Consider the following 26,567-nt stretch of genomic DNA (forward strand, 5'->3'; position numbering starts at 1 on the left):
AAACGAATCGAAATTCACTTTGTTGATTTGCAACCGTAGAGATTTACACTGCCCCGCTTTATTCGCAGTGGAAAGGGGTAAATCTCTTTTTTTTGTCTCAAAACCAAGTAAACATGTAAGTATTATTGATTAAATGTGAAAGGGTGTCTTTAATGTCTGCGGATATGCTTATGATCAGCGACCTGAACAAAACGTTTGTCGCCCCTGTTGGTGAAATCATCGCACTAAACAACATTCAGCTCAACGTTCGAAAAGGGGAATTAGTAACCATCATTGGTCCGAGCGGATGCGGGAAAAGCACTTTGCTTAAAATTGTGGCTGGCTTAGATACGCAGTATACGGGAACCGTCTTGCTCAACGGTAAACCTATTAAAGGCCCCAGCATAGAGAAAGGATTCATTTTTCAGGAGCCCCGGCTGTTTCCATGGTTAACGGTGGAGAAAAACATTGCAGCCAATCTCTCTCTTAGAGATCTGAATGTCCGCCGAAAGGTGGAGGAACTGATTGAACTGGTCCGTTTAAAAGGATTTGAAAAATCATACCCTCGCGAATTATCAGGTGGGATGGCACAGCGCGTCTCCATTGCCAGAGCATTGCTGCGTAACCCGGATGTATTGTTGCTGGATGAGCCTTTTGGAGCGCTCGACGCATTTACTCGGTCTCATTTGCAGGAAGTACTGCTTGATATTTGGCAACGCAATGGAACAACAATGCTGTTTGTAACCCATGATCTCGATGAAGCCGTCTTCCTAGGGGAACGAGTCGTCATTATGAATCCGCGTCCAGGTCATATTCGGAGTATTCTTTCGATTGATTTACCTTTTCCCCGAAAAAGATCAAGCAGTGCATTTCAGGAGATGAGAAGACTGGTATTAAATGAGTTCGAAAAAGTCGATGAGCCTTTATATGACGTAGGCGGCGGTATATAGCGTTGTCCATAGTATAAGAAGAATGTACAGCATATTAAAGGGAAAGTGGTTTATATGAAAAAATCTCATCTAGTTCTTGTTATGGTGCTCGCGTTGTCTCTGTTGACAATGGCTTGTGCATCAAAAAACTCAAATGATAACGCAAGTGGTTCAGGCACGAGCCAAAATGTAACCGTCAAAATCGGGATTCAGGGAAGTGGTGGCTTATTCGGTAAAGCACGCGAAGCAAAATGGTTTGAACAAGAATTTGAAAAAACAGGAGCCAAAGTGGAATGGATAGAGTTTCAGAGTGGACCGCCCATGACAGAGGCTATTGCTTCCAATAAGCTGGATATCGCCAGCCTGGGGAACATGCCAATTATCGCAGCACAAGCTGCGAATATTCCTTTTAAAATCGTATCGCAAGTTCTGGACGGAAAAAATAACGTTGCAATTATTGTACCTGCCGGTAGTACCGCCCAGTCCCTTAGTGACCTGAAAGGCAAGAAGATTGCCGTTACAAAAGGAAGCAATGCATATAACTTTCTATACCGTGGTTTGGAGAAGTCCGGTCTAACGGATAAAGATTTTGAAATCATTCAGCTACAGCCAGACGAGACACAGTCTGCGTTTGAAACCGGCAGTGTGGATGCCTGGGCGACATGGGACCCTTACATTACTCTCAATACCTTAACGGGAAAAGGAAAAGTGTTGTCCGACGGTGAGCAGCTTGGCGTATTGTCCCCTTCGTTTACGATCGCGGGAACTGGTTTTGCAGAGGAACATCCAGAGCTTGTGACTCTGTACTTGAAGGTAGTTAATAAAGCATTGAAGTGGGAAAGCGAGCATGACACCGAAGCAATCGATAGATATGCAGCTGAACGTAACGTTCCTGCCAGTGTTATTAGTGGGACATTCGAACGTTCCCGCATGATCAACACGCCAGTTAATGAAGATATCGTAGATGAAATGCAGCAAACAGCGGATTTTCAATACCGAATGAAGAACATTCGAAATCAGGTTGTGATCAAAACTATAACGGACAATCAATATATCGACGCAGCTCTCAAGGATCCACTGAAATAAACATAATGACCCCTATAGAAGAGAGGCGTTCACTACATGCAAATGCGTGCGGAAAAGGCGGTTATTCCGCCTTTAATTCAAAAGAAGAACTCGGTTAAGAGGCGAAAACTTTACTTAAGAGCTAGCAATATGGTACTAGGGCTTATCGTTCCGGTGGCTCTGTTAATCGTGTGGGAGGTAGCCGGGGCTATGGGATATTTGAACCCGGTTCTGCTTCCAACGCCAAGCAGCATATGGAAAGAGCTTGTCAGCATGACGGAGACGGGTGAACTTGTGAAGCATTTGGGAATATCGACGTGGAGAGCTCTGCTTGGTTTTCTAATCGGAGGCGGTCTTGGTCTCACGATGGGGTTATGGGTCGGATTTTCTTACAAGACAGAGCGACTGCTGGACCCTTCCTTTCAAATGCTGCGGACGCTGCCTCACTTGGCCATTGCTCCCTTGTTCATTTTGTGGTTCGGTTTCGGTGAAACTTCGAAATTGCTGCTGATAGCTAAAGGCGCTTTCTTTCCGCTGTATGTTAATACTTTTCTGGGTATCCGATCCGTTGACAGCAAGCTATTTGATGTAGGAAAGGTGCTGCAATTCAGCAAATGGCAGATGATCACGAAGTTAATTCTTCCAGCATCTCTGCCGAATATCTTTCTGGGGATACGTTTATCCGTCAGTGTCGCCTGGTTGGGTCTGGTCGTTGCCGAATTGATGGGTTCTAGCGCAGGCTTAGGATATCTGATCAATGATGCTAGATCGTTCTCACTCACCACCGTAGTGTTTGTGGGAATCATTGTTTTTGCTGTCGTGGGCAAACTGTCAGATTCCATCATTAAGCTTCTGGAAGCGAGAGCGCTACGGTGGCAAGACGGTTTCAAAGGAGAAGAAGCAAAATGAGCAAGCTGGAGATTGGTAAACAAACCGAACGAGCAGGAGACTGGCTGAGCAGAATTCCAGGTCGTCTTCACGGGTGGATTATTCCGTTGGCTATTCTCCTCATCTGGGAATTGGCTTCTGCCCTTCAGCTGGTTTCAGCGACCATGCTACCTGCTCCTTCCAAGATTGCAGAGCAGTGCATCCGTCTAATCTTGAACGGCGAGTTGCTGGAACATCTCGGGATCAGCTCCTATCGAGCGGGCTTGGGTTTTCTGCTTGGAACAACTGTCGGGCTCATGCTAGGCCTATCCACAGGGCTTGGAAAATTGGCGGAGCGCACACTTGACCCTTCATTACAGATGCTGCGGATGATCCCGCTTCTTTCCCTCATTCCTTTATTCATTTTATGGTTTGGTGTAGGAGAGTTTTCAAAAATTCTAATGATTTCGCTAGGCGCGTTTTTTCCTGTTTATGTGAATACATTTCTCGGTATACGAAATGTTGATATGAAGCTGATTGAAGTCTCCCGGATTTACCAGTATTCAAGATGGGAGCTACTTGGCAAGCTCGTTATCCCTGCGGCACTTCCTAATATTCTGCTTGGAGTGAGACTGTCTCTGGGCGCGGCGTGGCTAGTCCTTGTTGTTGCTGAAATGATGGGAACCAGTGCAGGCGTCGGCTACATGATACAGGATGCCCGTGCATACTCACAAACGGATATTGTATTTGTCGGTATTGTAGTCTTTGCGGCTGTAGGCAAGCTCTCGGATTCGGCTGTCCGGCTGCTTGAAGACAGATGGCTCCGCTGGCGAGATACGTTCAAGGGATAATCCAAAAATGGAAACAAGAAGGGAAGATATATATGGGGACTAGACAAGAGCAGCTTCATCTAGGGGCATTCATTTATTATACAGGTCATCATCACTATGGCTGGCGCCGCTCGGATTCAGGAGCTGAACAGATTTTTGATTATAAATTTTACCGATCCATCGCACAGACGGCTGAACGTGGGAAGTTTGATATGATGTTTCTGGCTGATCTTCTCTATGTAATGGGCGCTGATCAATCGGCAGCAGGGATGCTGGACCCGCTAACGCTCCTGTCCGCATTGGCTACAGATACGGAAAAGCTGGGTTTGACCGCCACGGTGTCGACTACCTATAACGAGCCGTATAACGTAGCTCGAAAATTTTCCACATTGGACCATATCAGTGAAGGACGCGCTGGATGGAACATCGTGACCTCCCAATTGGATGTTGAAGCAAATAACTATGGACGAACAGAGCATCCTGAGCATGGGCTTCGATATAAAATGGCGCGGGAATTTGTCGAAGTAGCCACTCTGCTCTGGGATAGTTGGGAAGATCAATCATTAATTGTGGATCGGCAGGCTGGACTATTTGCGGACCCATCTAAATTAAAGGAAGTTTCATATAAAGGGCAGTGGTATTCCACCCAAGGTACGATCAATGTACCTCGTTCGCCGCAAGGATACCCTGTACTCATCCAAGCCGGATCATCCGAACCGGGACAGGATTTTGCTGCCAACTACGGTGAAGTGATTTTCACGGCCCAACAATCTCTGAATGCTGCGAAAGAGTTCTACAATAACGTCAAATCCAAACTCGCTCTATATGGACGCGAACAAGGCAGCATGAAAATAATGCCTGGTTTATCACCGATTTTGGGTAAGACGGAGGAGGAAGCTCAGCGAAAATATGAAGAGCTGCAGGAGTTGATTCCTCCGGCAGCGGCAGTAGGTATGTTATCCGGGATGCTTAAGTTTGACCTTTCCGAATATCCTGTCGAAGGCCAGCTGCCTGACATTCCAGATCCCGTGGAAGCTTCCAATGGAATGAAAAGCCGGGTACAGCTGATTATGGACATGGCCCGACAAGATAAGCTGTCCATTCTTGAACTGGGTCGGAGACTGATAGGGGCAAGAGGGCACATGCAGTTTGTTGGGACCTATGAACAACTGGCTGATTTGATGCAACAATGGTTTGAAGAATATGGTTGCGACGGATTTAACATCATGCCACCCGTTCTACCGGGAGATTTGAATGAATTTGTGGATCATGTTGTTCCGATTCTTCAAGCACGGGGGCTCTTCCGCACGGATTATACGGGCAGAACGCTTCGTGATCATCTTGGGCTGGATCGCCCGGGTATAAGTCATTTTCAAAAAGAGAAATCGGTAGATAAGACCTCCATAACAATATGAAAACACCTGTTTCAGTCTGATTTTCAATTGCTGGTCTTCCTAATGAAGAAAGAGAAAAGAAGTCGCCTATTGGCGGCTTTTTTCGTTTGGGACGATATAAGTTCTTGTTCCCAGATAAAAAAATTCATCTTCTTTAAAACTATTTTCGACTCTCAGCTGTCTAACATGCGAAACAACATACAAAGTAAGCTTTATTAAAAATGCGGCAATAATCAAAATATACAGTCGCAACGGGGGTGGACAAACTGAGCAAGGTGAGTACAGCACTAACTGAACAGCAGTTCAGTGAACGTCTGGAGGCATGTAAAGAAAAGCTTTATCGCTTCGCGTTCTCTTATGTAAAAAATGAACAGGAAGCATTGGAAATTATATCTGAAGCCTCTTTTAAAGGTTTTCTATCTTATGAAAAAGTGAAGAGTCCTGATTATTTTGAAACCTGGATGACCCGGATCGTCATCAACTGTTCTCTGGATTACATCAGACGAAAGAAGAAATACACGTATATGGAAGACAGTACAATACCGTTTGCAGCCGAAGAGAGTTCCATGGGGCTTGAAGAGCAATGGGATTTATACGAAGCACTTGATCACCTGCATCCCGAAGATAGGGCATTTATCGTTTTGAAATTTTTCCAGGATCAGCGATTCAAGGATATGGCGGAGGTACTTTCCCTGCCGGAAAGCACGGTGAAGACCAGGTTCTATAAGATCTTAAACAAACTCAAAAAACATCTGACCAAGGAAGAGGTTGATTTTACATGACAGGAAAAGAAAGATATGAACAGATCAATATCCCGTCCGGCCTTTCCGGAGTTATTCAGCAAGCCCGTCAGCGCGCACGAAACCAAAAGCGAAGAAAAATGATGATCTGGCGTAGTTCATCCCTGGTTGCTGCCTGTGCTGCGGTGATGATAACAGCTAACGTACCAGGTGTAGCCAAGGCATTATCCGATGTACCTGTAATAGGTTCTGTCGTCAAAATTTTGCAAGTTGGTGGTGGAGGGGAGCGCACAGATGGGGTTTCGGTTACAACGACCAAAGAATCGGATACACTAAACATTAATTTTCAGATCGATGGTGAACAGATCACCTCTGCTCCATCGTATACTGTGGATCACAAAGAAGGGCCGAATCGCTTGATCTTCACCTTCAACGGGGTACGTCATCTGGATTATGACAAGTTGGAGAAGGATATTAAAGCACTTAAGAATGTAAAAGATGTCTATCAAAATATCATTTTGGATGATTCCGCGATTGGCTTTGTGGTTGAACTTAATGATGATGTGGATTATTCCGTGTCAGAGTATCAGCAGCCTGGATATATTCAGTTGAAGCTTTTTTCCGACGGGAAGAAAACGCAATCGCATGAACTTTTCTTTGTCCGTAGCGAAGACATGGAGCAGGGCGAAGCACTGGCCATGTTGGCTGAACAGTATTCTGCCGATGGCAGCAGCGTTGTGCATACCCAAAATGGGAAATTCACCGTCGTTATGGGTGCCTTCGATAACCGTGCAGATGCAGAGAAACACCTGAAAGAATTTACTGACCGGGAGGACTACAGTGAACCACTGCATGTCGACAGCTGGATGAGTAATGAAAATCCTCAATAATGGAAGAAGCCTGCCCTAGCGCAGGCTTTTTTTGTTGTAACTATGAGATCTGCAAATCTGTAATCTTACATCGTTGTCAGTTTTGTGTAAGTTTGATCGATAGGAGCTGAAGTAGCCCTAATATACACTTAAAACAATTCAACGCACTACATTCACACCTTTAGGAGGCCAAACAATGAAAAGTGCATATGCGGATCTACTGAAAATAGTAAGTAAAAACAAGCCATCTATTCGGTTGAGGAGATCATTCGGATGTACCGAGATACTTGGGCTGAAATAGATCTAACGCAAATTCGCGAGAATGTCATAGAGATCCGCAAATTTCTACCACGTTCGACCAAACTAATGGCAGTTGTTAAAGCAAATGCATACGGCCATGGAGATATCGAGACGGCCAAAGAAGCAGTAGAGGCAGGCGCGGATTATTTAGCGTGTGCCTTCATTGAAGAAGCCATCCGTCTAAGGAATGCGGGCTTAAGACAACCGATTCTTATTTTGACTCCGATTCGTCCTGAACTTGTACCTTTGGCTCTGGAACATGATTTGATGCTTACCGTTACACAAGCGTCTTGGTTTCATGAGATGAGAAAATACAAGCCTGTTCATACCCCGCATAAGTTATCTGTGCATGTGAAAATGGATACTGGACTTGGACGAATTGGTATACGCACAAAAGAAGAGTGGCTTGAAATGGTTCCGTGGCTCAGAGCACCAGATGTAGTAGTCGACGGTTTCTATACCCATTTCGCGACAGCAGGTGAGGCAGACAACCGTTATCTACAGCTTCAGATTCAACGCTTCCTGGAAATGAAAGAGTGGAGCAGTATGTCACGGATTCCAATCAATCATTATCACTGTGCGGGAAGTGTGGCAGCACTTCGATTCCCGGAATTGTGCATGGATATGGCTCGAATAGGAGCTGCAATCTATGGCTTTTATCCGGAAAAACTAGTACCTAACATCCAACTAAAGCCAGCATTCAGTTTACACAGTAGATTATTGCAAACGAAAGGATTAAAAAAAGGCGAATATGTGGGCTACAACAATGCTTATCAAACAGACTCAGATCAATGGATCGGAACAGTGCCTATCGGCTATGCCGATGGATGGTCGCAGAGAATGCAAAATACAGAGGTGTTGGTGGAAGGGTATCGTGCAGAAATTATAGGGAAAATCTCCATGGATCAATTGATGGTCAAGCTTCCGATGTATTTTCCGGAAGGATCAAAGGTGACCTTCATTGGCTATTCAGGTGAGCGGGAAATTCCGATTCAAGCACTGGCCAATCATATCGGTGGTGTATCTCAAGAAATAACGAGTTCCATCACGGACAGAGTGTTACGAATTTATAAAGAAGGTGGGGAAGTTCATCATGAAATCACGGAAACTCGAACAAAAACATATTGAAATCAGCGTAAGTAACGAAGAACGATTTCAAGGGCATTTAGTGTTAATAAATGATCAAAACCCAATCAGAAGGCAAGTACAAGTCCATCAACTAGAGTCATTGGATTCCTTGCCTTCAATAAAGAAATTAAATAAGGAGATGCTTCTGGAGAAGCAGTGTTTCAATCAATTTCATGCTCTGCTTAAAGCTTGTGGGGGGACGGATGAAATTGTCGCCGTCAGCGCATATCGAACAAAAGAAGATCAAGTCCAGATCTATCAAGATTGTTTGATAGAACAGGGTTCGGAATATACTTCCAAATACGTAGCCTTGCCTGACCATAGTGAACACCAAACGGGGTTGGCTATCGATGTGGGTAAATTGGAATCGAATATCGATTTTATTGCTCCTTCCTTTCCGGACACGGGCATTTACAAGCCCTTCAGACAACATGCCATACAATTCGGTTTTATCCTTCGATATAAACAAGAAAAAGAATCAATCACTCGTATTGCTTATGAGCCCTGGCATTTTAGATATGTAGGATATCCCCATTCCAAAATCATGGAAGAAAACAATCTATGTTTAGAGGAGTACATCGATTTTGTACAGCAATATCGGTACTCTGGAGAGCAGCTTACGATTAAAGAAAAGGACATGACAATCCAGATATATTATGTTCCCACGGATAAAGGGACATCTAGCCATATCCCGATCTTGAGTTGTGATTCTTATCGGATATCAGGAACGAATCGTGAAGGATTCATTGTTACGACTTTCTCCAAAAATTAAGTTATAGCAATAAGGATGATTTAGACATATCACATTTTAGGAGGGTTTTACGATGCAGAAGAAGTCGATTGCGGTATTGTTTGGCGGATGTTCAGGTGAGTATAACGTATCTTTGAGCTCAGCCGCTTCAGTGATTGAAAATTTGGATACCGAAAAATACAATCTTGTGTTAATTGGAATTACACAGCAAGGTTCTTGGCTCAGATATAGTGGAACGGTTGAGGATATTCGCAATGATCGATGGCATTTGCATCCGAGTTGTATCCCATCCTTTTTCTCACCGAGCAGAGAAGTCAAAGGACTCATTGAGCTTGTTCATACGGAATATCATGTAACAACGATTGATGTTGTATTTCCAGTGCTTCACGGCAAATACGGTGAGGATGGAACCTTGCAAGGATTATTGGAACTGTCTGGTATACCGTTTGTTGGATGTGGCATGTTATCCTCTGCGTTATGTATGGACAAGGAACTGGCTCATAAACTGGTGCAGGCAGCAGGCATAGATACGCCGCGTTCCCTTACAATACATAGGAGTGAACGGATGGAAGAAGTGCTATCAGCAATAGAAGCACTGGGTTTCCCACTCTTTGTTAAGCCGGCTAGATCAGGATCGTCATTAGGCATATCGAAGGTGAACAATATGCAAGAGTTGATTACCGGAATTGAACACGCCTTCATACACGACAGCAAAGTTGTCATTGAGCAAAATATTAATGGTTTTGAAGTGGGATGTGCTGTATTGGGCAATTCTGATCCCATGATTGGCGTAATTGATGAGATTGAACTACAGGGGCAATTTTTTGACTTCTCGGAAAAGTACTCCTTGATCAGTTCGAAGATTCACTTGCCAGCCCGCATTGATGATGACACTGAAATGAAGGTTAAAGAGAGCGCTCTGACTATTTATAAAACGCTTGGGTGTAGAGGGTTTGCGCGAGTAGATATGTTCCTGACCACTGACGGAAGAATTGTGTTCAATGAAGTCAACACGATACCTGGTTTCACATCGAATTCCCGCTATCCTAACATGCTCCAAGCTAGCGGCATGACTTATGCAAATATTCTTAACCAGCTCATAGAGCTCGCCATTGATGAGAACTGAGAGCGGTTGAATGGAACATAAAACTGAAAAAGAAATATTTGATTACCCATTGTGTAACAATACACAATGGGTAATAATATTATCATGAAGGAATGAAGACATAATCTATTGTAAGAGAAGGGCGTGCGTCATTTAGTGATGAATAAACCAAGCTTGCGCGATATCAAAAGAGAGGCAACCACCAAAGCGCTGTCCAGCTCAGCGTTTGAACTTGCGGTTGAGCGGGGATTGGATGGATTCATTATCGATGATCTCGTTCAAAGGGCCGGATACTCCAGAAAAACGTTCGCCAATCATTTCTCCTGCAAAGAAGAAGCGATAGCCATGGCGGCAATACTTACAACAGATCATTACGATGAAGAGCCATTAAATGAAATTACACAACAAAACATACTGCCGTTGGATACTTTATATGTATTGATAAAGAGATCACTAACTGCAGAGTATGTTTCTAAAATGCGTCAACTCGTATCGCTTTCCAAACAGTACCCGACGCTCGAACCCTATCTTCTCAGCGTGCTCTCTCGTTTGCAAGCTACGGCTCAGGAAACATTAACCGATTTATCCCAGGGACGGTATCCCCAAGGATACTCCCATCTTCTTTCGGGGGCTGTATACGGTGCTGTCCTCGCGATATTCGACGGAAGTATCAACGTGCTACTTCCAGGGCAAGGGGCAACGGATTCTCCTGGGGAGATGACGTTGGATCAATATTTGGATGACATGTTCAACTACTTGCGAACCGGATTTTAGAAAACTCCCGAAAGGATGGGGAACACGATGAGAGTTACAACTAAAATGATTGATAAACAATTAAGAGTGAAAGGTAAACTTATTGATTTATTAATGAAATCTTCTCATGAAGAAAAGTGGCTTAACTCGATGAGGAAAATCAAAAAAAGATCGAATGCGACAGCGGGGAAAGACATCGACGGTTTACAGTGTAGTGAAGAGTGGATACCACGTACAAGTGATGGTTCCAAGATACGTGTTCGAATTTATAAACCTCTACATCCCCAAGGAAAAGCGCCAGGTGTTCTTTGGATACATGGAGGGGGATATGCGATGGGAAACCCGGAGCAATTCGGGGCAACCTACAAAAAATTAATTGATGCAGGGAATTGTATAGTCGTTGCACCGGATTATCAATTATCGATTGATGCTCCCTATCCAGCAGCTTTAAATGATTGTTATGATACCCTTTTATGGATGAAAAGCCATGTGAAGGAACTTGGGATTAGAGAGGATCAGCTCATGGTAGGCGGAGAAAGCGCTGGAGGGGGTCTAACCGCTGCACTTACTCTTTACGCCAGAGATAAGGGAGAAGTAAACATTGCATTTCAAATGCCGCTGTATCCCATGATCGATGATAGAATGATTACTGAATCCGCTAAGGACAATAATGCCCCCATTTGGAACTCTGATTATAATCAATGGGCTTGGAATTTGTATCTTGGCGAATTGGCAGGGAAGGATGTACCTCCCTATGCGGCTGCTGCCCGAGCTACCGATTACAGCAATCTTCCTCCGACAGTCACTTTTGTTGGTGATTTGGAACCGTTTCGAGACGAAACGATTCAGTATGTAGAAAACTTAAGAAAAGCAGGTGTACATGTCGATTTTGAGCTCTACAAAGGCTGCTATCATGGCTTTGATATCATTCAACCCAATGCAGAAGTGAGTAAAAAGGCAGTTTCAGTTTTTATTCAATCATTTAAATATGCAGTGGATCATTATTTTGCTGAGCAGACAGCGAAAAGATGATATTAAAAGGCGGAAATTCCATAGCTTAGGAATGTCCGCCTTTTATAAACGAATTCTTGAATTATTTATCTATTCAACTTAAACCGTTGTTGCAACGTGCTTTTCACGGGCAATCTTGGTTGCATCAACCATGTTGCGCAAGGAAGCAACGGTTTCTTCGAGTCCACGAGTTTTGAGACCGCAATCCGGATTAATCCAGAACAGTTTAGGATCCAATACACGCAAGGCGCGTTCGATCATGCTCGTCATTTCATCCACACTTGGAACACGTGGGCTATGGATATCGTATACGCCAAGTCCAATGCCCAGTTTATAAGTGTTCAACTCAAAGCTGTGAATCAGTTCACCGTGACTGCGGGATGTCTCGATCGAAATAACATCGGCGTCCATCGCTTCGATCGAATCAATCATGTCATGGAATTCGCAATAGCACATATGTGTGTGAATTTGAGTCGTGTCTTGAACCGTGCAAGTGGAAATGCGGAAAGCTTTGACAGCCCAAGCCAGATAATCGGCTTGCTGGTTTTCCTTCAACGGCAGTCCTTCGCGAACCGCAGGCTCGTCGACCTGGATCATGCCAATACCTGCTTGCTCCAACGCTTCGACTTCTTGTCTCAGTGCATACGCCAATTGATATGCGATGTGCTCGCGCGGGATGTCTTCACGTACAAATGACCAGTTCATGATAGTGATCGGTCCAGTAAGCATACCTTTTACAGGACGTTGTGTCTGGGACTGTGCGTATTTGGTTTCTTCAACGGTCATTTCTCCGGTAAATGCAACGTCTCCGAAAATAATTGGTGGTTTTACGCAACGGGAACCGTATGATTGTACCCATCCAAATTGTGTGAAGGCAAACCCTGCAAGTTTTTCGCCAAAGAACTCTACCATGTCGGTACGCTCAAACTCACCATGTACGAGAACATCGATCTCGATCTCTTCCTGAATTTTGATCCAGATATCAATTTGATCCCGGATGAAGGCCGCATACTGCTCATTGTTCAACTCACCCTTACGCCACAATTGACGTGCTTTACGTACTTCTGCCGATTGTGGGAAGCTGCCGATGGTCGTTGTTGGGAAAAGTGGCAATTTCCATTTGTCCTGCTGCGCGATATGACGCTCGGCAAACGGACGGGAACGTTCCGGCTGTTGAACGCTGAGTGATGCCACGGCTTCTTGAACAGCAACACGATTGCGCTCTTCGGATTGCTGGAGAGCCTGGATCGTACGATCGGAATTTTCAATTTCAGCGATGATTTCAGCGTTTCTTGAAGACAATGCTTTCGTCAGAAGAACGATCTCGTCCAACTTTTCATCTGCAAATGCCAGAGCATTTTTTAGTTCGGATGTGAGTTTAGTTTCACGCTCTGTCGTTACCGGAACATGAAGCAAGCTGCATGAGGATTGCACGAATAAACGTTCAGGTGTTACGAGTTCAGCCAGTTCATCCAACAGCTTCAGTTTTCCTGGCAAAGAGGCTTTCCAGATTCCGCGGCCGTCAATAACCCCAGCACCCAAAACTTTATCCGCTGGGAAACCGGACGCTTGAATGGACTGAATGTTACCAGTAGCTCCGTGTACAAAATCAAGTCCGATACCTTGAACCGGTAGGGCAACAATGTTGCTATAGTTCTCTACGGATTCAAAGTAGGTTTGCAGCATAATGTTCAGACCTGGTACAGCAGCTGCAAACGTCTCATAAATTTTACTCAGCAGCTTTAGGTCAGCATCACTTGTTTTGGTAACGAGGATTGGCTCGTCAATCTGTACCCACTGAACACCTTCGTTTGCAAGCTCCTGAAGCACTTGTACATAGAGTGGAAGCAAGCGGTCCAGCCAAGCGTTCGTTTCGGATTTATCGTATCCTTTGGACAGCTTCAGGAAGGTCAACGGTCCTACAAGAACCGGTTTGCCTTCAATACCCAGTTTCTCTTTGGCTTCACGATAAGCAATAAGGGGTTTATTTTCCGTAAGAGCAGGGGAAGCACCGTCCAGTTCAGGCACGATATAGTGATAGTTAGTGTTAAACCATTTTGTCATTTCACTTGCTGCTGCATCTTTTGTTCCCCGAGCAATTCCGTAATAGACGGACAAAGGTACAGCGCCACCGTCATATGCAAACCGTTTTGGAACAATTCCGAACATAACGGCAGTATCCAGAATGTGATCATAGTAACTGAAATCATTAACAGGAATAAGATCGATGCCTTTTTCTTGCTGCTTGCGCAGGTGATCTAACCGAATCTCCTGCAATCTTGCTTGGAATTCTGTTTCTTCGAGCTTGCCTGACCAGAATGCCTCCAATGCTTTCTTCCATTCCCGATCCGCACCAATTCGTGGATATCCCAATACACTGCTTTTTGCCATGACGTAAAACTCCTCTACAATATGTTACCAAAAAGTTATCACAAATCAGGAGTTATAATGTAATTCCATTAAGTTATATCTAGCTATAGCCTATAGCTATAACCCCAAATGTTTAGAACACCACTGTCGATAGAGGCTGTATTACTGGAACGTGTTAGTCTATAATGACGTTTGATTTAGGAAGGGAGAGGTCGTGGCAATAAAGAATCCGATTTTCTTCATTTGACTTATGATGGGCATGTGCGCTGCCGGTTGTAAAGAAGATAGGCTCATAATAGAGGCTCCTTAACAAATGTTGGGGAGCTCTTTTCGTTTGTCCAATCGTTTTTTTATCTCGATTAGAAGGGACAACTATACTTGATGCATAATAATGATAACTAGATGAATTGAACTAAACATTTACACGAGAACGTAGAGGACAGAAATAACCTGAAGAAGCGGAGCTAAAAGCTTTCTGAAAGAAAGCTGCATCGGAAGCATACACCTCGCCTTTATCCCCGGGTTTTCCCCTTTTAAAAAGGGAATCAAAAAAATCTGGGGATAACAGCGATCGGAAGGTTGTTCTGTCCTCGGAGAGGCAAGTGTAAATATTCTTTAGTTCAATTTATATAGATCATTGTTGAACTGGAAAATGTGGAAAGGGTGATTTGATGGGTGTACCTACTTTTCTTGAAACAGGTCATATGACAGGAGGTTTTCCAATCAAGGTAATTCATACCGAGGAACAGTTTAACTTTGCCGCACACTGGCATGAAGAGGTTGAATTGGTTGTAGTCAATGGGAAAAGCGCGAGAATTGGCGTCAATAACCATGTAGTTGACCTTGAACATGGAGACGTGCTGCTTATTAAACCGGGAGACATTCACTGTTTCTTGCCAGGTACAGATCATTTAACCATTATCCTGTTTCGGCTGGAATTATTAACGGGAAGCTTCACAAGCGAAAAAGAAACCCATGATCTCGGTGAGCTTTTCAATAAAACGACGGTCATCCCGTCCAACCCTTGTAATGAGAAAAATCTTGGGAAATATATAGATGCCTTAGTAAATGAAGAGAAAGATCAACAGGCGGGATATCGCTGGTTAATGGTTGCCAGATTATATGATCTCATCGTTCATATGCTGCGCACAAAGGCACCGATTACCGAGGAATTAACTTCAGGATGGCCATGTACACCTTCCAAAAAATTTGAATTTCTCGAATCGGTCTGTGAATACCTGGAGGAGCACTATGCTGAACCCATCAAACTGGATCAGGTCGCGGAGCACATTAAATTCAGCAAGTTTCACGTATGTAAATTGTTTAAAGAAATTAAAGGAATCACACTGATGGAATACCTGAATCATTTTCGAATAATCAAATCGGAGTGGGCCCTACTGTTTCGGGAAGAATCCATTCTGGATATTGCCATTGGTCATGGATTCAACAATGTGAACTCATACAACCGACTTTTCAAAAAATATAATGACTGCACTCCGTCTGAATTTCGTAAGAAGCATCGTACAAATATCACAACATATGAAGGATGATTCACAATATTTGGGGAGAAAGCCTTCTCCAAAATCCATATACTCTAATAAATTGTAAGCGTTTCCTTTTTGAAGGAGGGGGCCCATGAAGAAGTTTAAGCTTAAATATATCTCCATGATTGCACTCGTAAGCGCAGTGATAATGGTGTCCGGCTGCCAACCAAGTGGAGCCAACCAGTCCAAGCAGGAGGAGATCACCGTCTGGAGTTTTACGGATGAAGCGGGTTATGCCATTGAGAAATTCGAGGAGAAATATCCTGACATTAAGGTGAACTTTGTCAATATTCCGGGCAATTTCTACATCACCAAGCTTAAGTCTGCACTACAGACAACGTCTAAGGCTCCGGATGTGTTTATGATCGAGAATGCAAATATAAGAGAGCTGATTGATGTGCCTTACCTGGAGAATTTATCGGAGGCACCGTATAACGCCAATGAACTAATTACAGAGCAATATGCTTTTGTGCAGGCCAATGAGAAGGATAGCGAAGGAAATGTTAGAGCGATCGGTTATCAGGGAACGCCTGGAGGCATTTATTATCGGAGAGATTTGGCCAAAGAATATTTGGGTACGGATGATCCGGAGAAGGTAGCACCGCAAATTGATACATGGGAGAAGATATTCGAGATTGGAGAGAAGGTAGAGAAGCGAAGTGGAAATAAAGTTCATGCTCTTGCCAACTGGAATGCGATATCCAATTCATATGATGGTATCCCTTGGGTTAAGGATGGGAAGTTAGTCATCGATCCCACCTATATGAAGGTGCTTGACCTTGTTCGTGAAGCCCGTCAGCGGCATGTGCTTGCAGAGTTGGATGATGGTAGCGCCGGATATGCCGCTTCGATGCAAAAAGGCCAAGTAATGTTCTATCCGGGAGCAACCTGGGCGTTGCAATACACCTTTAAGGCGAACGCTCCGGATACCGAAGGATTGTGGGGTCTCGCGCCGGGGCCATCCGCTTTTAGTGCCGGTGGAACTTATATTGCGATGTACAGCAAAAGTGACAAAAAGGGTCTGGCCTGGAAGTTTATTGAGTTTTATAACTTTAATCATGATTTTCTGTCTGGGCTGGCGAAGGAACAGGACTATTTCACAAGCAACATGGTCGTTAATGATCAGCTTGCGGGCTCCGTATCTTCAGCATATTTGGGAGGGCAGAAGCATTTTGAGTTTTTCTCGGAAGCAGCCAAGCAGGTTCCTGTATATGAGCGAACCAAATATGATTCAATCATTAACAATGATATCTTCAAAAATGTACTCCAGTTGTATCTCAATAATGACATTCAGACCAAAGAAGAAGCCGTAAAACGAATCAATCGTGATGTCAAATTGAGATTTCCGGAGCTGGAAGTGGATTAGCTTAGAAGTAAGCGAATGCCTTTTAATCATCCGATGACTGGGGGTACAAATTATGTTTGCCAAGTCAATCCGCAAAGACCATTACGGATACTATTTCATTGCTCCGTTTTTCATTCTTTTCGCCATTTTTGGGCTATACCCCATTCTGTATTCTCTCTATATCAGCTTCACCAACTTTGATGGGATTACTACGCCGGACTTCGTCGGAATGGGTAACTATATTGCTGTTCTGCAAGATCCTTTGTTCTACAAGACGTTATTTAATACTCTTTTTATCTGGGGTGTCTCTGTAGTCCCACAACTTACCGTTTCGCTTGTACTCGCCTTTATTCTCAACGACAAGTTACTTAAGGGAAGAGATATTTTCAGAGCAGTTTATTTCTTTCCCAACATCGTTACCGCTGCATCATTGGGTCTGCTTGTAAGTCTGATCTTTGATTGGCAATCTGGCGGTTTAAATCATTTTCTGGTTCAAGTTGGAATCATCGATGATCCAATTAACTGGAAAAATGATCCCTGGTTTATGCGATTGATCGTTTCATCCATCCTGTTCTTTCAATACTTTGGTTACTCCATGGTCATCTATCTGGCAGGGCTTCAGGGTATTGATCCCGCTCTGCAGGAAGCCGCTCAAATGGATGGGGCGAAAAAGAAACATATTTTCATTCATATCATCGTTCCAATGCTCCGCCCAATCATTCTGTTTCAGATGATCACGTCCATTATTGGGGGTATTCAGATTTTCGATCAGCCGTTTACATTGACGAATGGAACGGGTGGTCCGGATCGTGCAGCCATGACGAGTATTATGTATCTGTATAATGTGGCATTCCAAAGTACACGTTTTGGTTATGGGGCGGCGATTGCATTCTGTCTGTTCATCATCATTATCCTGCTATCGGTCGTATCCTTCATGATGACGAAGCGCAAGAGCCGTGCATAGGGAGGGGGAAATGAAATGCAAACCGTCAAACCAGTCGAACAACAAAAAGTCATTCTACAGCAATACGATTCTGCGAGGCGTCTGACACTGGGCAAAGTCATTATTTATCTGTGTTTGATTAGCCTTGCCGTGATCTGTATCATTCCATTTTATCTCATGCTCATCTATTCTACACATAATAATGCAACGATTGCATCGACATTTACGTTTCTGCCCGGACCCTTCCTGTTGGATAATTATACGAACATGGCTTCCAAAATCAATATCTGGCGCGGGTTTGCCAACAGCTTTTTCATTGCCGGAACGTCTACGGTGCTATCCTTGTATATCGGTTCCCTGACGGCATATGGCTTCGCCAAGTTCAAATTCAAAGGACGCAACTGGCTATTCCTGTTTTTGCTTGCTACCATGATGGTGCCTGGGCAGCTCGCACTGATCGGGATGTATCGTCTGTTCAGTACGTTAGGCTTGCTGGACAGCTATGCAGCGATCATTTTGCCTGCAGCGGCGAATGCATTTAATGTATTTTTTATCAAACAATTTATGGAAAGCAGTATTCCAGACGAAATTATTGAATCTGCACGTGTAGATAGTGCAGGGGAGTTCCGTACGTTCAATCAGATTGTCTTGCCCATTCTGGGCCCGGCCATCTCGGCCCTTGGCATATTCACCTTTATCGGTTCGTGGAATAATTTTCTCACGCCGCTGGTCCTGTTCTTCTCCCTGGATAAATACCCGCTTCCGGTACTCGTTGCGCTGGTGCAAGGATATTATGGAATGGATTACGGACTGTTGTATTTGGGTGTTGCGATCTCGATCTTGCCTATTATCATTGTTTTTGCGATATTCTCCAGACAAATTATAGGCAGCGTTGCATTAGGTGCGGTTAAAGGATAGCATGTGTACGGAAATAGTCGCCTTTTTGGCGGCTTTTTGTTGTTTTACATGATATTTCTATGTCGCTGGCACTTAAATCACGGACATCGATGCTTGAAAAGTGGCGGAATACCATTTTGAAAGCCTTTCCAAAATCTATGATATACTACGATATGACTGGCATACCATGGAAAAAAATATACCGCCGTATCTTTTCCTTCACTTTCACTTGCAAAGGAGATGTCATGATGTTTAATGTTCTTGTTGTTGACGATGAGTGCGTGCAAAGAGAAGGCATTAAGGATTTGATCTCTCACTACGGCTTTCCCTTTCAAGTATTGGAAGCCGAGAACGGGAAGAGCGCAGAGCGAATTCTGGTTCAGAACGCAATTGATATCCTCATCACCGACGTCAAAATGCCTCTCATGGATGGACTAGAGCTTAGCAAACAAGCCAGGAAAACGCAGCAGAATATAAAGATTGTCATCTGCAGCGGTTATGATGAATTTGAATATGCCCGCAGTGCAATTCGGCTGGGTGTAGTTAATTATTTGCTCAAGCCACTGGTCAGGGAAGAGTTTCTACAGGTGATGGAAGATATTACGCAGATCCGTGCTCATGCCGGAGGTCCCGAACCGGAATCCGTGGAATCGAAGGTCATTCGACAGGTGAAGGATTATGTGAAGGATAACCATCAGAGAGATATTTCATTATCCGAGGCAGCCCACGATGTTTATCTATCTCCAGGGTATTTGAGCATTTTGTTTAAAAAAGAGACTGGGGAGAACTTCTCGAAATATTTGACCGATTACCGTTTGCGGCGCGCAAGCCATCTGCTCGCTCATTCGAATATGAAAATCAATGATATTGCAGGGGCCGTTGGCATCGACAATCATTCTTATTTTGCGAAGCTGTTCAGAAACAGGTTCGGCGTCAGTCCGTTACAGTTCAGAGAGTGCGGGGTGCTTCATGATCGGATGGATCAAGAGCAAATTCAATGATATCAGGTTCCGAAACAAGCTGCTGTTATCCCATTTGGTGATTGCACTCATTCCGATCCTTCTGCTGGGACTGCTCTCCTTCATACAGTCCTACCGTATTCAAATGAAGGAGTTGCGGAGCGAAGCTGAAGCGAGTCTGGAGCAGGTGGCCAACATTATGGATTATAAGATTAATCGCTACAATACGCTAAGTGAGTTCATGGTGCTTAATCGGGACTTATCGCAAATATTTACGAAAGACTACGAGGAAAATTATTATAATATGTACCTGGATTTCCGGGACATTCTGGAGCCATTGATCTCGAACATCCGGCTGATGGACGATGATATTGAAGGCATTACCTTTTATACATCCGGGGAGTTATTGGGAATCCGCAATAATATTTTGCCAATTGGGGATCTCAAGAGTAAGGCTTGGTATGACGGATTTCGAGGCAGGCGCTGGATTGTGGATGGGGAGAAGCTTTTTCTCGTTCAGGAACTGATCAGCAACCCAAAAGACAGCAATTTTATGGTGATCTCCATTCAGCATGATAGCATCTTTGCAGATCTGGACAATCTGTCGGAACATGTAGCTGTTCATATTGAGGACGCGAAGCAGCATGTGATATTCCAGGAAAACCACGAGCGTGCTGCTGTGGCCGCAGAATCGAAGGTTGGGAAGTCTGGTGATCTGCGTCTAAGTCGCCCGCTCGCCAACAACGGCTGGACGATTCACTATAATCTGCTGAATACCAATGCGTACGCCAATGCAATGAGTATTTTTCAAATTACGCTGTTTGTCATCATCCTCAGCCTGATTATTACCTTCCTGCTCATTTATGTCATTTCTAATAACTTTACGCAAAGAATTATCCATATCAAGAACAAAGTGGACAAGGTGGAGCGGAACAATCTGGATGTAATTATCCGAAGTTCATCCAGGGATGAATTTGGTGAGTTGACTAACGGTATCGGTAAAATGCTGACAAGGATCAACAGCCTGATCTCCCAGGTGTATCACGCCGAAATTGCAAAGAAGGAAAGTGAGTATAACAAGTTGATTAGTCAGATCAACCCTCACTTCCTGTATAATACACTTTCATTTATACGCTGGAGGGCCGAGAAAAGGGCAGATATAGAAACGAGTTATATGGTATCCGCATTAGCCCGTTTCTATAGAACAACACTAAACCAGGGGAAGAATATGGCCACCATTGAGGCTGAGGTACAGCATATTAAGGCGTATCTGGATTTGCAGCTCATCATGAACGATGGTCGATTTGATGTGGATTACCATATCAATGACGAGGTATTACATACCGAGGTGATTCATTTTATTTTGCAGCCGATTGTGGAAAATGCCATCAAGCATGGTTTTGTGGAGGCAGATGCGATAGATTATCGCATTCACATTACAGTTAACCGGGTGGGAGAAGGGATTAAATTAACTGTTCGTGATAACGGTGTTGGCATGACGCCAGTGCAGACGGCAGGGTTGTTAACAGGAGATAACGGCGGATGTGGTGTTCGGAACGTTAATGACCGGATCAAGCTGTATTATGGTCGGGATTACGGGCTCGTTATTCATAGTGAGCCAGGCAGCGGAACGGAAGTATCAATCGTCCTTCCTGCTACATGATTGTGTGTGTTTACATTAAAAACATAGCGTTAGTACTGAAGCGGTTGCTGTTGCGACCGCTTATTTGTTACTGTTATAAACTTTTAATCCAGAGAAATAAAGTAAATTGGAGGTCATAAAAAAAGTGATACATATCCGAAAAATGTGGCATATACGCCAAATATGAAAACGCATACAATTTGGTTATCAAAAGCAAATCAGATAAAGGGGATGACAGAATGAAGAAGCGCAGTAAGATGGCTACGCTGCTGATCGGAAGCATGATGATGGCTGTAATCAGTGGCTGTACCGGGGGCAATAACGAGAGCGCACAACCGCAAATTTCACAACAGGACTATGAACCTTATGGTAAATATGAGACACCCGTGGAATTTACGATTGGCCGAAATACCAATCATGTGAACAATCTGCCTGCCGGCGATACCATTGAAAACAATTTGGCTACGCGCTATGTAGAAGACCGGGTGAATGTCAAAGCCAAGGTGGCTTGGGAAACAGATGATATGGATCAGAAGCTGTCACTCTCGATGACGACTGGCGACCTGCCGGATGTAATGCTTGTCAGCCGAGAAATATTTAATCAACTGGTGGATAACGATCTCATTGCCGACATGACAGAGGTTTACGAGAAGACAGCATCCGAAGGTGTGAAAAATATTTATGGTTCCTATGGAGATTTGCTGTTGAATCAGGTAAAGGTGGACGGAAAAATCATGGGTCTTCCCATGACGAATATCGGAAACCAGCACCAATTGCTGTGGGTCCGGAAGGACTGGGTGGATAAAGTAGGCGCGAAGCTGCCGGAATCTGTCGAGGATGTATGGAATCTCGCGAGAACGTTTGTGGAGAAGGACGTTTCGGGAACAGGCAAGACGGTAGGTATGGTCATGGATTCCAATGCGATGAACTTTACGCCCATCTTTGCTGCACACGGTGCCTTTCCGATGAACTGGATTCAGAAGAACGGTCAGGTTGAATATGGATCTGTTCAACCCGAAGTGAAGCAAGCGCTGACAGAGCTGAGCGCCATGTATAAAGAAGGTTTGATTGATAAGCAGTTTGCTGTCCGGTCGAGTGAAGAGAAGGAAGCTCTCGTCATCAACGGACAGGCCGGAATGGTATTTAATCCATGGTGGATCGGCTACACCAACTACAAGGATTCCATTAAGCAAGATCCTGAAGCAGTCTGGGTTGCCGTATCTGCACCAGTTGATAAGAATGGCAAGTTCAAGACGATCCGGCAAGATCCGGTGGGCGGTGGTATCGTCGTTGTGAAGAAGGACTTTGCGCATCCTGAAGCGATCATGAAATCAGTCAATTTAACAACAGATTTTCTGTACTCCTTAACGGAAGACGCAATCAATTACAAGACAGAGCATCCCGACGAGTTGCTGACCGATGCAAGCCGCTGGAACAATGATCCTACCCAGATTCCGATGCAAGTGGATTATGATGATGTACTCAAGCGTTATTACGATGATCTGATCAAGGCAGATGAGGCAGGTGATGCTTCTGCTGTTCAGGAAGATCGAGTGGTTTCTTTCAAGGCCTATCAGGAATTCAAAGAAAAAGGAAATGCGATCGATGCAAACACCTACGGTGAATATCTCTCCCGGATCGAAGGGCAGCGTGAGGCGAACAATCCGAACCTGGAAGTAATCCACGCAGGCTTTTATGGAACAACCGAAACAATGAAGCTGAAGTGGGCGAATCTGCAGAAGCTCGAAGAGGAAACCATGCTCAAGATCATTATGGGGGAAGCGCCTGTAGATGAATTCGATAAGTTTGTCGACACTTGGAAACGTACGGGTGGAGATGAGATTACAGAAGAAGTTAACGAGATGAGCAACAGATGACGATTGCGTGAGCTTAGGTGCGGAAGCCTGATCGTGGCCTTCCGCACGGGCTTTCGCCGATAAAGCCTGTCCAATTAGGCACATGATGGAGGTGAAGGGACAATGGCTCAAATGGAAACAACCGTTAATCAAGAGCGGGAAGTGCGTTACCGGAGGAAAAAGAAACGTAAAACCTTTGATGAAATGACCTATCATTTTATGCTGCTGCCTGGCATGATCATGCTGTTCATTTTCTCAATTGTTCCGATGTTCGGGGTCGTGATGGCATTCCAAAAGTTCATTCCCGCCAAAGGAATATTCGGGTCAAAGTGGGCAGGGCTATCCAATTTCACGTATATGTTTCAACTGCCGGACGCAAAGCAGATTTTCATTAATACTTTGGTTATCGCAGTTGGAAAGATTGCTCTAGGGTTGATTGTACCCATCGTATTCGCCCTGCTGTTAAATGAGGTGCGTCTGAAAGTATTCAAGAGCACAATTCAAACCATCGTCTATTTGCCGCATTTTATGTCCTGGGTGGTTCTGGGCACGATGCTGACCATGATCTTTTCTTTCGATGGTATGGTAAACAACTTCCTTGAGTTTCTCGGTCTGGAGCGGATTATGTTTCTGGCGAGTAATGACTGGTTCAGGCCGCTGCTCATTGTGACGGATACATGGAAGGAATTTGGCTACGGGACGATTGTCTATCTGGCTGCATTAACGGCAATCAACCCTGCATTGTACGAATCTGCAGCAATGGACGGCGCAAGTCGCTGGAAACAGACGCTGAATATCACGCTGCCGGGTATGTTCCCGACAATTATCCTGCTGGGCACACTAAGTCTTGGCAATGTGCTGAATGCAGGTTTTGATCAGGTGTTTAACCTGTATAATCCGCTGGTATATGAAACGGGCGATATTATCGATACTTTTGTGTATCGTATGGGTCTGATCAACATGCAATATTCATTTGCAACAGCGATTGGATTGATGAAATCGGTGATCAGCTTTGTTCTGATCGTGATTTCCTACAGACTGGCTTCGAGGTATGCGGGGTACAGAATTTTCTAGGAGGGTTAGCATGATTCAATCCAAATCGCTCGGCTCCAGGCTATCCCGCCTGTTGATTATGTTTGCGTTAATTCTGATTACATTCATGTCCTTGGCGCCAATCGTCAATACCATTATGGTGTCCGTCAGCAGCAGTACAGCTGTTAATGCAGGTCGGGTCTACTTTTTTCCAGTGGAGCTGAATTTCTCATCGTATGGCCAGATTCTGAATGATACGAAGTTTTGGAAGGCTTTTTTCATCTCGGTCGAGCGGGTGGTGCTTGGGGGAGCAATCAACATGATTTTGACCATTCTCATGGCCTATCCGTTGTCACGAAGCGTCACACAATTCAGATCGAGAAACACATATATGTGGATTATTGTGTTTACAATGCTTTTCAGCGGCGGAATCGTTCCATGGTATATGGTCATCAGCAAGCTAGGGTTAATTAACAGCATTTGGGCGCTGGTTCTGCCAGGGGCAGTTCCTGTCTTTAATGTGATTCTCCTCATGAACTTCTTCAAGGGAATTCCAAAGGAATTGGAGGAGGCCGCATTCATTGACGGTGCCAGTCCGCTTAAAATTCTGCTCAAAATTTTCATCCCCATTTCCATGCCGAGCCTGGCAACGATCATGCTGTTTGTCATTGTCGGACACTGGAACAATTTCTTTGACGGGATCATTCTGATTAACGACAGCTCCAAAATACCGCTCCAGACCTATCTGCAGCAGCTCAGCCTCACACGGGATCAGATGCAGAATCTTTCGGTCGAACAGCTGCAGCAGTTTAATAAAATCTCTAATACAACGTTGAATTCTGCCAAAATTCTGGTATCCATGATTCCCATTCTGCTGATTTATCCTTTTCTGCAACGTTATCTAATCCACGGAATCGTACTTGGGGCCGTAAAGGAATAATTCTGGTTACCAGCATCATTAGCCGTTCTGCCTGAGAAATGTGGAAGGGGGTGAAGGAACACCGTCAAGGACAGGCACGAACAGAGCTGGAGCAAGGGATTGGCACTACTGCTTTACGAGTGAACTGTTAATTATACGTCGACTGGAGAAGGGAAGGGATCTGATGAGCAAAAGGAAAATGGTGAGCCTCACGCTGGTACTCAGCATTATTCTGGTCACCACCATGGGGGCAACAAGCGGCGGCAAGAATCGCTATGCCGATCAGGCGCAGTGGGCGCAAGAGAAACTGCATGAGTACTACTGGAACGATGCATCAAAAATGATGAATAATGCTTATCCATCAACACCAGAAGGTGAACATGCCTTGAATTACTGGTGGAAGGCTCATGCGGTCGATGCATTGGTGGATGGATACGAACGTACAGGAGACAAGGCGTACACTGAGCGAGCGGAAGAACTCGTTCGCAGTATCATTGCCCGCAATGGTTCACTTCACAATGAATTCTACGATGATATGGAATGGCTCGCGCTCGCCGGGCTTCGTCTGTATGATGCAACAGGCAGCGAAGAGATGAAGGGATACGTATTGGAGTTGTGGGATGACATTAAGACCGCCTGGTGGGAAGATGAGCTTGGCGGTATGGCTTGGAAAAAGGATCAGCGTTATAACCGAAATGCATGCTCCAACGGGCCTGCCGCTATCTTGGCTGCAAGGTTGTATGAACGTTTTGGTGATGCGCGGGATCTGGAATGGGCCAAAAAAATATATGATTGGGAGAAACAACATCTGGTTAATCCGAAAACGGGCCTGGTAGCGGATGGTTTGGTGCTGAAGGAGGATGGCACACTGGATGTGAATGAAGCATGGATCTTCACGTACAATCAAGGCACGTTTATCGGAGCGGGTGTTGAACTCTACCGGATAACAGGGAAGAAGACGTATTTGAAAGATGCCGAGAAAACGGCAGCAGGTTCTTTGAAGACCTTAACGGATGAGAAGACTGGCATATTTAAAGAGGATGGGGACGGGGACGGTGCGTTGTTCAAAGGCATACTGATCCGCTACATGGTTGAGTTGTATGAAATCGGGCATAACAAGAGCCTGAAAAAGGCAGTCTATCGCAATGCCGATGCCTTACTGAAAGGCAGCCGGGAAACTGGATTATTCGGTCAGGCTTGGGGCAAATCAGCCCAGAACCCACTTGACCTTACCGCTCAGCTCAGCGGCGTATTTCTGCTGGAAGGAGCTGCAAAGCTGGAAGCAGGCAAAGCGGATAAGCTAGGTAAACCGGAAAAACCAGTGAAAAAGTAGCCGTTT

The 26,567-nt window shown here is 44.6% G+C and carries 23 protein-coding genes; 22 read left to right on the forward strand and 1 reads right to left on the reverse strand.

Features of this window, described 5'->3' with window-relative positions; genetic code table 11:
• Positions 1-152: 152 nt before the first annotated feature.
• The 12 genes from ACDJ58_RS13290 to ACDJ58_RS13345 all read left to right on the forward strand — a co-directional run bounded on the left by ACDJ58_RS13290 (position 153) and on the right by ACDJ58_RS13345 (position 11,742).
• The gene (locus tag ACDJ58_RS13290; protein WP_413378605.1) at positions 153-929 is read left to right on the forward strand and encodes an ABC transporter ATP-binding protein; all 777 of its coding nucleotides are present in this window, start codon (positions 153-155) and stop codon (positions 927-929) included.
• 54 nt (positions 930-983) lie between these two features.
• Entirely contained in the window at positions 984-1,994 is a 1,011-nt protein-coding gene (locus ACDJ58_RS13295) for an aliphatic sulfonate ABC transporter substrate-binding protein (protein ID WP_413378607.1), read from the forward strand.
• 42 nt (positions 1,995-2,036) lie between these two features.
• Positions 2,037-2,882, forward strand: a complete 846-nt coding sequence (locus ACDJ58_RS13300; protein ID WP_413379657.1) for an ABC transporter permease — start codon at positions 2,037-2,039, stop codon at positions 2,880-2,882.
• Positions 2,879-3,691, forward strand: a complete 813-nt coding sequence (locus ACDJ58_RS13305; protein WP_413378609.1) for an ABC transporter permease — start codon at positions 2,879-2,881, stop codon at positions 3,689-3,691. Before ACDJ58_RS13300 ends, ACDJ58_RS13305 begins: the two co-directional genes overlap by 4 nt.
• 32 nt (positions 3,692-3,723) lie before the next feature.
• Complete coding sequence (locus ACDJ58_RS13310) at positions 3,724-5,085, forward strand: LLM class flavin-dependent oxidoreductase (RefSeq protein WP_413378611.1); 1,362 nt, start codon at positions 3,724-3,726, stop codon at positions 5,083-5,085.
• Between the two features lie 254 nt (positions 5,086-5,339).
• Positions 5,340-5,846 carry a sigma-70 family RNA polymerase sigma factor gene (locus ACDJ58_RS13315; protein ID WP_413378613.1) on the forward strand — a complete coding sequence of 169 codons (507 nt, stop codon included), beginning with the start codon at positions 5,340-5,342 and terminating at the stop codon, positions 5,844-5,846.
• On the forward strand, positions 5,843-6,694 hold the full coding sequence (locus ACDJ58_RS13320) for a hypothetical protein (RefSeq protein ID WP_413378615.1): 852 nt from the start codon (positions 5,843-5,845) through the stop codon (positions 6,692-6,694). Before ACDJ58_RS13315 ends, ACDJ58_RS13320 begins: the two co-directional genes overlap by 4 nt.
• A gap of 252 nt (positions 6,695-6,946) precedes the next feature.
• Positions 6,947-8,101, forward strand: coding sequence for an alanine racemase (gene alr, locus ACDJ58_RS13325; protein ID WP_413378617.1), 1,155 nt, complete (start codon positions 6,947-6,949; stop codon positions 8,099-8,101).
• The gene (locus ACDJ58_RS13330; RefSeq protein ID WP_413378619.1) at positions 8,067-8,873 is read left to right on the forward strand and encodes a D-alanyl-D-alanine carboxypeptidase family protein; all 807 of its coding nucleotides are present in this window, start codon (positions 8,067-8,069) and stop codon (positions 8,871-8,873) included. The genes alr and ACDJ58_RS13330 overlap by 35 nt, the downstream gene beginning before the upstream one ends.
• A gap of 52 nt (positions 8,874-8,925) precedes the next feature.
• Entirely contained in the window at positions 8,926-9,978 is a 1,053-nt protein-coding gene (gene vanG, locus ACDJ58_RS13335; protein ID WP_413378621.1) for a D-alanine--D-serine ligase VanG, read from the forward strand.
• 138 nt (positions 9,979-10,116) lie between these two features.
• Positions 10,117-10,731, forward strand: a complete 615-nt coding sequence (locus ACDJ58_RS13340; RefSeq protein ID WP_413378623.1) for a TetR/AcrR family transcriptional regulator — start codon at positions 10,117-10,119, stop codon at positions 10,729-10,731.
• 27 nt (positions 10,732-10,758) lie between these two features.
• Positions 10,759-11,742, forward strand: coding sequence for an alpha/beta hydrolase (locus ACDJ58_RS13345; RefSeq protein WP_413378625.1), 984 nt, complete (start codon positions 10,759-10,761; stop codon positions 11,740-11,742).
• Between the two features lie 78 nt (positions 11,743-11,820).
• Here ACDJ58_RS13345 and metE read toward each other — a convergent pair whose 3' ends face one another.
• Entirely contained in the window at positions 11,821-14,112 is a 2,292-nt protein-coding gene (gene metE, locus ACDJ58_RS13350) for a 5-methyltetrahydropteroyltriglutamate--homocysteine S-methyltransferase (protein ID WP_413378627.1), read from the reverse strand.
• Between the two features lie 650 nt (positions 14,113-14,762).
• Between metE and ACDJ58_RS13355 the strand changes: the two genes are divergently transcribed.
• The 10 genes from ACDJ58_RS13355 (at position 14,763) to ACDJ58_RS13400 (ending at position 26,561) form a co-directional block, all read left to right on the forward strand.
• Positions 14,763-15,641 (forward strand): AraC family transcriptional regulator, encoded by an 879-nt coding sequence (locus ACDJ58_RS13355; protein ID WP_413378629.1) that lies wholly within the window; start codon positions 14,763-14,765, stop codon positions 15,639-15,641.
• Positions 15,642-15,726: 85 nt separating this feature from the next.
• Positions 15,727-17,001 (forward strand): ABC transporter substrate-binding protein, encoded by a 1,275-nt coding sequence (locus ACDJ58_RS13360; protein ID WP_413378633.1) that lies wholly within the window; start codon positions 15,727-15,729, stop codon positions 16,999-17,001.
• Between the two features lie 52 nt (positions 17,002-17,053).
• The gene (locus ACDJ58_RS13365) at positions 17,054-17,944 is read left to right on the forward strand and encodes a carbohydrate ABC transporter permease (protein WP_413378635.1); all 891 of its coding nucleotides are present in this window, start codon (positions 17,054-17,056) and stop codon (positions 17,942-17,944) included.
• A gap of 15 nt (positions 17,945-17,959) precedes the next feature.
• Positions 17,960-18,841, forward strand: a complete 882-nt coding sequence (locus ACDJ58_RS13370; protein WP_413378637.1) for a carbohydrate ABC transporter permease — start codon at positions 17,960-17,962, stop codon at positions 18,839-18,841.
• A gap of 224 nt (positions 18,842-19,065) precedes the next feature.
• Entirely contained in the window at positions 19,066-19,821 is a 756-nt protein-coding gene (locus tag ACDJ58_RS13375) for a response regulator transcription factor (RefSeq protein WP_413378639.1), read from the forward strand.
• Positions 19,790-21,442 carry a sensor histidine kinase gene (locus ACDJ58_RS13380; protein ID WP_413378641.1) on the forward strand — a complete coding sequence of 551 codons (1,653 nt, stop codon included), beginning with the start codon at positions 19,790-19,792 and terminating at the stop codon, positions 21,440-21,442. Before ACDJ58_RS13375 ends, ACDJ58_RS13380 begins: the two co-directional genes overlap by 32 nt.
• Positions 21,443-21,660: 218 nt before the next feature.
• Complete coding sequence (locus ACDJ58_RS13385; RefSeq protein ID WP_413378643.1) at positions 21,661-23,298, forward strand: extracellular solute-binding protein; 1,638 nt, start codon at positions 21,661-21,663, stop codon at positions 23,296-23,298.
• Positions 23,299-23,409: 111 nt separating this feature from the next.
• Positions 23,410-24,351 carry an ABC transporter permease gene (locus tag ACDJ58_RS13390; RefSeq protein WP_413379659.1) on the forward strand — a complete coding sequence of 314 codons (942 nt, stop codon included), beginning with the start codon at positions 23,410-23,412 and terminating at the stop codon, positions 24,349-24,351.
• 10 nt (positions 24,352-24,361) lie between these two features.
• Complete coding sequence (locus tag ACDJ58_RS13395; RefSeq protein WP_413378645.1) at positions 24,362-25,249, forward strand: carbohydrate ABC transporter permease; 888 nt, start codon at positions 24,362-24,364, stop codon at positions 25,247-25,249.
• Positions 25,250-25,412: 163 nt separating this feature from the next.
• Positions 25,413-26,561 carry a glycoside hydrolase family 76 protein gene (locus tag ACDJ58_RS13400; RefSeq protein ID WP_413378647.1) on the forward strand — a complete coding sequence of 383 codons (1,149 nt, stop codon included), beginning with the start codon at positions 25,413-25,415 and terminating at the stop codon, positions 26,559-26,561.
• Positions 26,562-26,567 lie beyond the last annotated feature (6 nt).

The organism is Paenibacillus taichungensis (assembly GCF_047302525.1).
Taxonomy (GTDB): Bacteria; Bacillota; Bacilli; order Paenibacillales; family Paenibacillaceae; genus Paenibacillus; species Paenibacillus taichungensis_B.